The sequence below is a fragment of the Ornithinibacter sp. genome, assembly GCF_035443565.1.
GTDB lineage: Bacteria > Actinomycetota > Actinomycetes > Actinomycetales > Dermatophilaceae > Fodinibacter.
On sequence record NZ_DAORSO010000054.1, the window covers coordinates 1 to 10,901 of the forward strand.

Below are 10,901 nucleotides of genomic sequence, written 5' to 3' on the forward strand. Positions count from 1 at the left end.
CCGTGACGGTGCCGCAGAGCGCGTCGAGGTCGCGGTTGGTGAGGTCGGCGATGCGAGCGACCCGCAGGACTCGAGCCACCGGCCACCTCCCACACGATTCATCCCGGGCGACTGGTCCCCGGCTCCTGACCGCCCCACCGTATGTGTTCCGGCTGACACCCGATGACCGTCATCCACAGGCGGTCGGCCGGGAAGGTCAAGCGGGCAGGTTCAGGGTGAAGGTGGACCCGCGGCCAACCTCGGACACGACCGACACGGACCCGCCGTGGGCTCGGGCGATCGCGTCGACGATCGCCAGCCCCAGTCCGCTGCCACCACGTGAGGACGATCGCCCGGCCTCGACCCGGTGGAAGCGCCCGAGCACGTGCGGCACGTGCTCGGGCGGGATGCCGGGCCCCGCGTCCTCGACGTCGACCCGCACCGCGCCCGGCACCGGCTGGACGCGCAGCCACACCGCAGCCCCCGCGGGCGTGTGGCGCACGGCGTTCGAGGTGAGGCCGACGAGCCCCTGGGTCAGCCGGTCGCGGTCTCCGCTGACGATCAGCGACTGCGGGGCCTGCACGGTGACGACCCGGTCGGGTGCCACCACGCGCAGGTCGGCCGCCACGTCGCGGACGAGCACCCCCAGGTCGACGGGCTCGCGAGCCAGACCTCCCAGGGCCTCCAGGTCGTCGAGCCGGGCCAGGTCGAGCAGCCCGTCGACGAGCCGACGCATGCGGGCGGCCTCCTCCCCGATACGACGCATCGCGTCGGCCACCTCGGGGGAGGCCACCTCGGGGGAGGTCACCCCCTCAACGGGCGCCACGGCATCCGGCATGGCTGTGGTGCCCGCTCGGCCGGTGTGCAGCGCTGCGTACCCCTGCAGGGTGGTGAGCGGGGTGCGCAGCTCGTGGGACGCGTCGGCGATGAAGCGGCGCATCCGTTCCTGGGTGGCGGCGTTGCTGTCGATCATCGCGTTGAGGGCGTCGCCGAGCCGCGCGGCCTCAGTGCCGGGCGGCCCCGGCGGCACCCGGCGCGCGGTGTCGCCGGCCCGGATCGCGTCGGCGGCCTCGGTCATCGCGGCGATGGGCCGAAGCCCGAGGCGGTCGACCCATGACAGCAGCATCGCGACGACTCCCGCCACGGCGAGCCCGACGAGGCCGAGCGTGAGCGCGAGGCGACGGGTCGCGGCATCCGCGGCGGTGGTCGGCACGGCGAGCACCGCCTGGGCGCGCCCGTTGGGCAGAGGGGCCGTCACCACGCGAACGCGCGGGGCCTCGCCGGATGCCGTGGGGCGCGCCTGTGGCTCCGTGACCCTCTCGCCGGGGACCAGTGCGGGGACGAGGCCCGGGTCGCTCGTTGGGGCGAGGATCGTCGTGAGGGTGCCGTCGGCCTCCATCCGCCCGACGTAGATGTCCGAGAGCCCGGCGGCTGGTGCGCCCCCATCCGCCCGGGCCGACGCGAGCAGGATCGCTCGCGGGCTCTGGGCCAGGGCCGCGAGTTGGGCGTCGAGGCGGCCGACGAGGAAGGCCCGTTGCACGAGCAGTACGCCGAGGCCGGCGACGACGAGCACCATGGCCAGCGCGCTGACCGCGATGACGAGCCGGCGGTGCAGCGTCATCATGGCTCGCGGATCGTGTAGCCGACGCCGCGCACGGTGTGGATGAGTCTCGGGGTGGTGGCATCGACCTTCTTGCGCAGCGTCGAGATGAACGACTCGATGATCGCGCTCTCGCCGGCGAAGTCGTACTGCCAGACGTGGTCGAGGATCTGCGCCCTGGTGACGACGCGGCCGGCGTTGACGAGCAGGCAGCGCAGGAGGGTGAACTCCGTGGCGGTGAGGTGCACCTCGGCGCCGCCACGCCAGACGCGGTGCTGGTCCTCGTCGAGCACCAGGTCGTGCACCTGGTGACGGCCGAGTGCGGCCGGTGTGCTGCCTCGGCGGCGCAGGGCCAGGTGCACCCGGGCGACGAGCTCTTCGAGGGCGAACGGCTTGACGATGTAGTCGTCACCGCCGGCGGTCAGGCCGCGCACCCGGTCGGTGGTGTTGGTGCGCGCGGTGAGGAAGAGCACTGGTGCCGTCACACCCTTGGCCCGCAGGCGGCGCAGCACCTCGAAGCCGTCGAGGTCGGGGAGCATGACGTCGAGCACGACGAGGTCGGGGGATGCCGGGGTGCAGGCCGCCAGCGCCTCGTCGCCGGTTGCTGCGGTCGCCACCTCGAGCCCGGCAAGCCGCAGGGCCGAGGCCACGAGGTAGGCGATGTTCTCCTCGTCGTCGACGACGAGCACCCGAGGCGTCATGGGCCCCACGCTCCCACCTCGGACGGGCCGCCGGCTGGAGGATTCCTCGAGACTTCCTGTGGATCGCTGCGCGTGCGGTCCCGGGCACGCGTCACCTCCCGGAATGTGGGTGAAGATCGTCGGCTGGGCGCCACTTCCCACCCGCATTCGACGGGGGGCGACGGCGGGTCCTCAGATGATCGCGAGGTTTCCTTGCAGCCCCGCGCAGTCTTCGGGACGACCGTCGTGACCTGTCACCAGCCCGGGTCGGCTCGTTGGACCCCATCGACAAGGAGCACCTCATGTCCGCACTGCGCACCACCCTCGTCGCCGTCTGCCTCGGCGCCGCGGGCCTGACGACCACGGCCCTCGTCGCCACGAGCGCGACTGCCGCCCCGGCTCCGGTCGCCGCGGTCGAACAGCTCGCGGCGGCCAACTCGGGGACAGCCGCCGACACGGCATCCGCAGGCACGGCATCCGCAGACGCGGCCCGCACGAAGGCTCGTGGATGGTGGGCCGGTCTCACCGATGACCAGCGCACCTGCCTCCAGGATCAGGACATCACCCGTCCGGTCGGCCGCCTCGCCGACGCCGAGCGCACGGCCTTGCGCGCGAAGGTCGAGGCCGCCGCGAAGACGTGCGGTGTCACGCTGCCCTTCGCCGGGGCCCGGGCGCTCTGGGACGGCCTCAGCACCGAGCAGCGGGACTGCATCAGGGATGCCGGCGTCAACCGCCCGTGGGGACAGCTCACCAAGGAGCAGCGTCAGGCCGTGCGCGCCGACCTCAGGGCGGCCGCTGAGAAGTGCGGGGTCGCCCTGCCGGCACGCTCAGCCGGTCGAGAGTAGGCGAATCGCCGCGTACAGCAGGTGGCCGACGGCGATTCCTCTACTCTCGACCGTCGGTGAGTCGCGCCGCACGCGCGGCCAACGCCGCGCTCCGTTCGCGGATGACGTCGTCACATGCGTCGAGGAAGCGAGCCATGCTGGCGCCGGGGGTGGTGTCACCGAAGTACCGCCGCACCAGGGCCGCGTGGCTCTCGTCCGGCTGCGTGACCGCGGCGTCCACGACGGATGCCGCGCGGGCGGCATCCGCGGCCGTGAACAGGTCCAGCTCGCGCACCAACCCGGACTCGGGGAGCTGTGCGCGCGGCTCCGCGGGCTGGGTGACGAGCAACGGTTTGGCCGTGGCCAACCAGTCGTAGGCCACGGCGGAGATGTCCATGACCGCGACGTCCGACACCGAGAGCTGCCAGCCGAACCCGCCGCTGGTGTCGACGACGTGACCGGCGCTGGCGTCGGCCTTGTTGGCGGCCTCGATCAGCCGCACGATCTCGTCGTGTGCCGCCTTCGTCGAGCGGAGCACGATGCCCGTGCGCGGGTGCGGCCGGTAGATCACCCGGTGTCGGCCGGTGGCGAGCAGGGAGCGAACGAGGGCCGGGCCGTGGCTCTCGACCGACGAGTACCGCATGGAGGCCCGGTCGCCCTCCCAGGTGGGGGCGAACAGCACGACGGTGCGGCCGTCGCGTGGCAGCGGCGGGGCCGGGTAGTCGACGTCGACCTGGGGCCGCCCGACCTCGATGAGGTGTGACTCCTCGAATCCGATGAGCTTGCGCAGGATCCGTTCGCGAGCGGCCGTGCCGGCGATGAACACTCGGTCGTAGGCCTTCAGCTGGTTGCTCGACATGTAGTCCTTGTCGGACTCGCCGTGGCAGATGAACACGTGTGCAGGGTCGGCGAAGCGCATCGCCGAGAAGTTGGCCTGGTTCTGGTTGACGTACAGCACGGCCCGCACCGGCTGCCGGCGCAGGAACGCCTCGACGCCGTCGATGTCCGGGGCGTGGTGCACCGGGACCGGGCAGGTGCCGAGCAGTGCCTGCGTCGTCTCCCAGTGGCGGGAGAGCACCGTGACGTGGTGTCGCTCGTGAAGGCGCCGCAGCGGCTCGAACCACTGGTCGAGCTGGTAGAGGTTCTCGGGGCCATCGGTGAAGTAGACGGCCACCTCGACGGTGCCGTCCGGGACCGGTGGGCGCAGGGCGAGTGCGGCCCTGACCGCACGGCGGGCGCGGACGGCCCGCATCCCCTTGGTGAGGAGGCGCTGGACCTTCGTGACGTCGTCGCGCAGATCCATCAGGCCGTGAACCGGTCGGCCACCTCAAGGGCCCGGTCGAGGATGTCGAGCCCCTCGTTCATCTCCTCCGCGGTGGTGGTGCACGGCGGCACGACGTGGGTGCGGTTGAAGTGCACGAACGGCCACAGACCCTCGGCCTTGCACGCGGCGGCGAACTCGTTCATCGGGCCTGCGGCAGCACCGGAGGCGTTGAACGGCACGAGCGGCTCGCGGGTCTCGGGGTTGCGGACGAGCTCGAGCCCCCAGAAGAAGCCCAACCCGCGCACCTCGCCGACGCTGGGGTGCTTGGCGGTGATCTCGGCCAGGCGGGGAGCCAGCACGGTGTCGCTGACCTTGCGGACGTTCTCGAGGATGCCCTCCTCCTCGAAGATCCGGATCGAGGCCACCGCGGAGGCGCACGCCAGCGGGTGGCCCGAGTAGGTCAGCCCGCCCGGGAAGGCCCGCTGCTCGAACGTCGCCGCGATCGCGGCCGAGATCACGACCCCGCCGAGCGGCACGTAGCCCGAGTTCACACCCTTGGCGAAGCAGATGAGGTCGGGGGTGACCCCCCAGTGGTCGACGGCGAACCACTCGCCGCAGCGCCCGAACCCGGACATGACCTCGTCGGCGATCCACACGATCCCGTGCTCGTCGCAGATCTCGCGGACCCCGGCGAGGTAGCCGTCCGGCGGAATGAGGATGCCGTTGGTCCCGACGATGGTCTCGAGCATGATCGCCGCGATCGTCGACGGACCCTCGACCATGATGACGTCGCGCAGGTGCTGCAGGGCGCGCTCGCACTCCTGCGCCTCGTCGGCGGCGTGGAACTGCGAGCGGTAGGGGTAGGGGCCCCAGAAGTGGACGATCCCCGGCATCCCCGGCTCGTTCGCCCAGCGGCGGGGGTCACCCGTCGCGGTGATCGATCCCGAGGTGGCCCCGTGGTAGCTGCGGTAGGTCGTGAGCACCTTGTGGCGACCGGTGTGCAGGCGCGCCATGCGCATGGCGTTCTCGGTGGCCTCGGCCCCGCCGTTGGTGAAGAACACCTTGTCGAGGTCGCCCGGGGCGCGCTCGGCGATCAGCCTGGCCGCCTCGGAGCGGGACTCGTCGGCGAAGCTCGGGGCGATGGTGCACTGACGGGCCGCGGCCTCCTGGATCGCCGCGACGAGCTTGGGATGCTGGTAGCCGATGTTGACGTTGACGAGCTGGCTGGAGAAGTCGAGGTACTTCTTGCCGTCGTAGTCCCAGAAGTGGCTGCCCGACGCCCCCGCGATGGGCAGGGGTGCGATGAGCGCCTGCGCCGACCACGAGTGGAAGACGTGGGCGCGGTCGTCACGCGCCACGGCGGCGCCACGCTCGGCGTCGGCGAGGATCACGGGTTCGGGGAAGGTGCTCATCGGGGGCCTTTCGCTGGGGTCGCGCTGGGTTTCGTGCCGTGGATGCCGTTCGCGCTGCGGTCGCGCTGGGGCGGGACTGCCCGGGACTGCCCGGGTCAGCCCGGCAGGGTGAAGATCGTGCGGTGCCAGGGCTTGTGGGCCACGGCGGTGACGTCGTGCATGACGTGCTTGACGTTGGTGTACTCGTCGAAGGAGTAGGCCGACATGTCCTTGCCGAACCCACTGTGCCGGTACCCGCCGTGCGGCATCTCGCTGATGATCGGGATGTGGTCGTTGATCCACACGCAGCCGGCCTTGATCTCGCGGGTGGCCCGGGCGGTGCGGTACGTGTCTCGTGACCACGCGGACGCGGCCAACCCGAACGGGGTGTCGTTGGCCAGGCGGATCGCCTCGTCGTCGTCGTCGAACGGCACGACGGCCAGCACCGGCCCGAAGACCTCGTCGCGCCAGATCTCGCTGTCGAGCGGCACGTCGGTGATGAGGGTCGGCTCGTAGTAGCAGCCTCGGGCGAGGTCGCCCTCGGGGGTGCGGCCTCCGGTGACGACGGTGGCGTACCCGCGGGCACGCTCGACCATGCCGGCGACCTTGGCCTGGTGGGCGGCCGAGCTGAGCGGGCCGAGGTCGGTCGCCTCGTCGGCCGTGGGGCCCATCCGCACCGCGGCCATGAGGTCGGCCACTCCCCGCACGAACTCGTCGTGCAGCGAGCGGTGGACGATGGCGCGCGTCGCGGCGGTGCAGTCCTGACCGGTGTTGATCAGCGATGCCGCGACGGCACCGTGGATGGCTGCCTCGAGGTCGGCGTCGTCGAACACCACGAACGGGGCCTTGCCGCCGAGCTCGAGGTGCACGCGCTTGCCGGTGGCAGCCGCGGTGGCCATCACCTGACGACCGACGGCCGTCGACCCGGTGAACGAGGTCATGTCGACGTCGGGGTGGCCGACGAGGTGGGCACCCGCGACCGGCCCCGTGCCGGTGACGACGTTGACGACGCCGGGGGGTGCGCCGGCCTCGGTGAACGCCTCGGCGAACAGCACCGACGTCAGCGGGGTGATCTCGGCGGGCTTGAGGACGATGGTGTTGCCGGCGGCGATCGCGGGCAGGACCTTCCAGGCGGCCATCTGCAGCGGGTAGTTCCACGGGGCGATCGACCCGACGACGCCGATGGGCTCGCGCCGGATCGAGCTCGTGTGGTCACCGGAGTACTCGGCGCTGGCCATGCCGTCGAGGCGACGGGCGGCGGCACCGAAGAACGCGGTGTTGTCGACGGTGCCGGGCACGTCGAACTCGCGGGCGAGGCGGATCGGCTTGCCCGCTTGGCGGCTCTCGAGCTGCGCGAGCTCCTCGGCGCGCTCGTCGAGCAGCCGGGCGGCCCTCAGGAGCACGGTCGAGCGCTCGGCGGGCGTGGCCCGGCTCCACTGCTCGAAGGCCTCGGATGCCGCGGCCACCGCCGCGTCGACGTCGTCGTGGCCCGCGAGGGTCACCGTCTCCAGGGTCTCGTTCGTGCTCGGGTCGAGGACGTCGAAGGTCTCGCCACTGGAGGCGTCACGCCGTTGGCCGCCGATGTACTGGTGCATGACGCGAGCATACGCATCGGCGCGGACCTAGGAAAAGCGAACCCAGAGGCGCGTGGGGCTACGGAATCCGTCGCGAGGTGAGCAACGGCATCCGATCTCGTTCATGCGATCAGTGCTGGTAGGTGCCGTGGATGATCGCCCGACCGAGGGTCTTGAAGGCGAGGTTGAACGACACGACGGCCGGGCTCGCGTCGGCGTCGACCCCGAGCGTCGGGGCGTTCACCGCGTGGACGACGAAGAAGTAGCGGTGCACCTGGTCACCCTCCGGCGGGGCGGCGCCCATGAAGCCGTGACCGCCGCCGTCGTGCCGCACGTGGAAGGCGCCGGCCGGGAGGTCGCCCGAGGCCGCACCGGTGGCCAGTTCGGTGACGTCGGCGGGGACGTCGACGAGCACCCAGTGCCAGAAGCCGGACGGGGTCGGGGCGTCGGGGTCGAAGCACGTGATGACGTAGCTCTGCGTGCCCTCGGGGGCGCCGCTCCACGACAGCTGCGGGGAGGTGTTGCCGAGGTGGGCGACCTGGTCGTCCTTCAGCGGGGCGCCGTCGGTGACATCGGTGCTCGTCACCGTGAAGCTGGCGACCCGGGGAAGCAGGTCGTAGGGGTTCGGGGCGACGGGGCGGTCAAGGCTCATCGGGTGCTCCTTCGTCGTCGGGGGTGGCGGGGGCGTGCATGGGGGCGCCGGGTGGGGCGTGCACCTCCGACGGTAGCCCCCATGGGGCCGGCAGCCCTGCGGATGTGCGCTCTTGCTCCGATCGCAGATCCTTCCTCCGGACGTGCGCTCGTACTCCACTGGTGCGTTGCTGCACCAACGCCCCACCGGAGTACGGATCTGCGACGGGAGCAAGGTCCCGCCATCGGGAGCAAGGACTCCACTCCGGGCCGCGTTGCCAGCGCGCAGGCCCAGAGGCCCAGCCCATGCGAACGGGGCGTCGACCACCGAAGTGGACGACGCCCCGTGGGCAGAACTGGTGAGTCGGCGTCAGCCGTTCACCGCGCGCTTGAGCTGCGCGGCAGCCTTGAAGCCGACCGAGGTCGAGGCGGCGATGGCGATCTCCTCGCCCGTCTGCGGGTTGCGACCGGTGCGAGCAGCGCGCTCACGGGTCTCGAACGCGCCGAAGCCGGCGAGGCGAACGTCCTCGCCCTTGGCCAGGCTCGCGGCGATGGCGTCGAGCGCTGCACCGATGACGGCCTCGGCGGTGGCCGCGGAGACGTCGGTGCTCGCGGCAACGGCCTGGGCGATGTCCTTCTTGGTCATGTCACTCCTTGTTGCGATCTTCACTGCTCACGGTGGTGGGCACTGCGGCGCTGTCGAGGGCCTGGTCGGGCCAGGTGCTTCCCCATGCAGCGTCCCGGGCAGCACGGTAGGCCATCGGCGAGCGTTTCGTGATGATCTGCCGCCCTACGGACCCGTCGGCGTGGCAGATCTCGAGCTGCACGAGGCCCTTGCGGGAGACGGGATGCCGCAGCACCCGACCCGGCGAGGACACGCCCCGAAGGCCTGCGTCGCGGGTGGCGACGACGTACGAGAACTTCTCGTCCTCGTGCCCCAGCCGCCCGCCCTTGAGCCGGCGGTGCAGCGCCGAGCGGTCGAGTCGCACCGAGAAGTGGCACCAGTCGTCGCGGTCGGCGATGGGGCACGGGCCGTCCTGCGGGCAGGGGGCGAGCACGTGCCACCCGGTGGCCGTGAGGCGGGAGCGGGCTGCGAGCACGGCGGCGTACCCGCGCGGTGTCCCGGGTTCGATGATGAGGAGCGTCGGGGATGCCGTCGCGGCGGCGTCGACGACCGCCTCCTGGAGGGGGTCGGCCAGTTCCCCGAGCAGGTAGCTGACCACGGCCAGATCCGCCTGTGGCAGAACGGTGTCGGCGCGCAGGTGGGTGCGTTGCCAGGTGGATGCGGCCACGGGTGGCGGGCCGTGGCGGGCGATCCGCCGACCCGTTGCCAGGGCATCGGCTGACCCGTCGACGACCGTTGCGGAGGCGAGGTCCGGGAACGCCTGCGCCACGGCCCAGGTCGCCGCCCCGGTGCCCCCGCCGATGTCGACGACAGAGCCGACGCGCAGGCCGGGCACCAGGTCGGTGGTGTGGCGCACGGCGCGCGTCACCGCGGCGTGCGTGGCCGGCATCCGGTACGCCGCGTAGGCGGCGGCCGTGGTCGGGTCGTGCAGGACCTGGGCCGTCGGCGGGGTACCGCTGCGGTAGGCCTCGATGAGGGATGCCGTGGCGCGCCGCAGGGCGTCGGCCGGAAGCCCGTCGAGCACGGCCTCGAGGGCCGAGGCGAGGCTGGGGGTGAGGGGGCTCGACACGCGCACATTGTGCCGCCAGCGGGATGATCGCGAGGAGTTGCGGCGTTCTGGCTGAGTCCACGGTGTCGCGGAATATACCCACAGGGGTATGCTGTTGACGTCGCTGGACCCCAGCCGACCATCACTTCAGGAGTGTTCACCATGGCCACCGTCGAGCTCACCGCCGACACGTTCGAGAAGACCGTCACGACGAGCGACATCGTGCTCGTCGATTTCTGGGCTTCCTGGTGCGGCCCGTGCCGCCAGTTCGCGCCGACCTACGAGAAGTCGAGCGAGAAGCACACCGACGTCGTCTTCGGCAAGGTCGACACCGAGGCCGAGCAGGCCCTCGCCGGCGCCGCCCAGATCACCTCGATCCCCACGATCATGGCCTTCCGCGAAGGTGTCCTCGTCTACCGTCAGGCCGGAGCGCTGCCGCCCGCCGGTCTCGAGCAGGTCATCGACGGCATCAAGGCCCTGGACATGGACGACGTCCGTGCCCAGATGCAGGCCCAGGCCCAGCAGGCCGTGGCCCAGCAGTCCCAAGCCTGACCCAGCAGCCCGACCCCGTTCGATCCGAGAGAAAAGGCCCCGGCATGGAGCTCAACCCCGACGAGATGCAGGCGATCGTCAAGCGCCTCAAGCGTGCCCAGGGCCAGATCGGCGGCATCCTCAAGATGATCGACGACGGCCGAGAGTGCCAGGACATCGTCACCCAGCTGGCGGCGGTCTCCAAGGCCGTGGACCGGGCCGGGTTCGCCGTCATCGCGCTCGGCCTGCGCCAGTGCATCGTCGACCCCGACTCCCACGAGATGGACGTCGACTCCATGGAGAAGCTCTTCCTCTCGCTGGCGTGAGGGCGTCGTCGTGACCGCGAGGCCGGTGAGCACGAGCGCCGCCGACTGGGACCGCCGCTACGGCGGGGCTGACCTCGTGTGGTCGGCCGAGCCGAACGTGTGGGTCCGCGAGCGGTGCGAGGGCCTGCCACCCGGGTGGGCGCTCGACGTCGCTGCCGGCGAGGGGCGCAACGCGCTCTGGTTGGTCGAGCAGGGGTGGGATGCCGTGGCCACCGACTTCTCGGCCGTCGCCGTCGCGCGCATGGGCGAGATCGCCGACCGCCGCCTCGGTGACCGGCGAGGTGCGTTCACCGCCGTCGTGGCCGACGCGACCGGGCCGCAGCCCCGTCCCCCGAGTGACCTGTCGGTCGATTCGGGGACGGGTGGGTTCGAGCTGGTGCTGCTCGTCTACCTGCACCTGCCGCCCGAGCAGTGGCGTGCCGCGCTCGC

12 protein-coding genes are annotated in these 10,901 nt (G+C 71.8%); 4 read left to right on the top strand and 8 right to left on the bottom strand.

Translation table 11 applies throughout. The features are described 5' to 3' along the window. Positions 1-196: 196 nt before the first annotated feature. On the bottom strand, positions 197-1,603 hold the full coding sequence (locus PLL68_RS07755; RefSeq protein WP_324533200.1) for a sensor histidine kinase: 1,407 nt from the start codon (positions 1,601-1,603) through the stop codon (positions 197-199). After that, positions 1,600-2,280, bottom strand: a complete 681-nt coding sequence (locus PLL68_RS07760; RefSeq protein ID WP_324533201.1) for a response regulator transcription factor — start codon at positions 2,278-2,280, stop codon at positions 1,600-1,602. Before PLL68_RS07760 ends, PLL68_RS07755 begins: the two co-directional genes overlap by 4 nt. Positions 2,281-2,561: 281 nt before the next feature. Here PLL68_RS07760 and PLL68_RS07765 point away from each other — a divergent pair, with 281 nt between their 5' ends. Beyond that, positions 2,562-3,104, top strand: coding sequence for a hypothetical protein (locus tag PLL68_RS07765; RefSeq protein ID WP_324533202.1), 543 nt, complete (start codon positions 2,562-2,564; stop codon positions 3,102-3,104). A gap of 40 nt (positions 3,105-3,144) precedes the next feature. On the opposite strand, the gene PLL68_RS07770 is transcribed toward PLL68_RS07765, so the two are convergent. The 6 genes from PLL68_RS07770 to PLL68_RS07795 all read right to left on the bottom strand — a co-directional run bounded on the left by PLL68_RS07770 (position 3,145) and on the right by PLL68_RS07795 (position 9,636). After that, a complete protein-coding gene (locus PLL68_RS07770; protein WP_324533203.1) occupies positions 3,145-4,386 on the bottom strand; it encodes a CDP-glycerol glycerophosphotransferase family protein in 1,242 nt (413 codons plus the stop codon). After that, positions 4,386-5,759, bottom strand: a complete 1,374-nt coding sequence (locus tag PLL68_RS07775) for an aspartate aminotransferase family protein (RefSeq protein ID WP_324533204.1) — start codon at positions 5,757-5,759, stop codon at positions 4,386-4,388. Before PLL68_RS07775 ends, PLL68_RS07770 begins: the two co-directional genes overlap by 1 nt. A gap of 95 nt (positions 5,760-5,854) precedes the next feature. Then, positions 5,855-7,333, bottom strand: a complete 1,479-nt coding sequence (locus tag PLL68_RS07780) for a gamma-aminobutyraldehyde dehydrogenase (protein ID WP_324533205.1) — start codon at positions 7,331-7,333, stop codon at positions 5,855-5,857. Positions 7,334-7,442: 109 nt separating this feature from the next. Continuing rightward, positions 7,443-7,964 (bottom strand): YbhB/YbcL family Raf kinase inhibitor-like protein, encoded by a 522-nt coding sequence (locus tag PLL68_RS07785; protein WP_324533206.1) that lies wholly within the window; start codon positions 7,962-7,964, stop codon positions 7,443-7,445. A gap of 348 nt (positions 7,965-8,312) precedes the next feature. Then, positions 8,313-8,588 (bottom strand): HU family DNA-binding protein, encoded by a 276-nt coding sequence (locus PLL68_RS07790; RefSeq protein WP_159901929.1) that lies wholly within the window; start codon positions 8,586-8,588, stop codon positions 8,313-8,315. Position 8,589: 1 nt separating this feature from the next. Next, the gene (locus PLL68_RS07795; RefSeq protein ID WP_324533207.1) at positions 8,590-9,636 is read right to left on the bottom strand and encodes a small ribosomal subunit Rsm22 family protein; all 1,047 of its coding nucleotides are present in this window, start codon (positions 9,634-9,636) and stop codon (positions 8,590-8,592) included. Between the two features lie 141 nt (positions 9,637-9,777). Between PLL68_RS07795 and trxA the strand changes: the two genes are divergently transcribed. From trxA to PLL68_RS07810, 3 genes are all read left to right on the top strand, one after another. After that, the gene (trxA, locus tag PLL68_RS07800) at positions 9,778-10,167 is read left to right on the top strand and encodes a thioredoxin (protein ID WP_324533208.1); all 390 of its coding nucleotides are present in this window, start codon (positions 9,778-9,780) and stop codon (positions 10,165-10,167) included. 44 nt (positions 10,168-10,211) lie between these two features. Further along, positions 10,212-10,472: a metal-sensitive transcriptional regulator gene (locus tag PLL68_RS07805; protein WP_324533209.1), complete on the top strand. Its 261-nt coding sequence runs from the start codon at positions 10,212-10,214 to the stop codon at positions 10,470-10,472. 25 nt (positions 10,473-10,497) lie between these two features. Then, positions 10,498-10,901 (top strand): class I SAM-dependent methyltransferase (locus PLL68_RS07810; protein ID WP_324533210.1); only part of this gene is annotated, 404 nt, incomplete at its 3' end.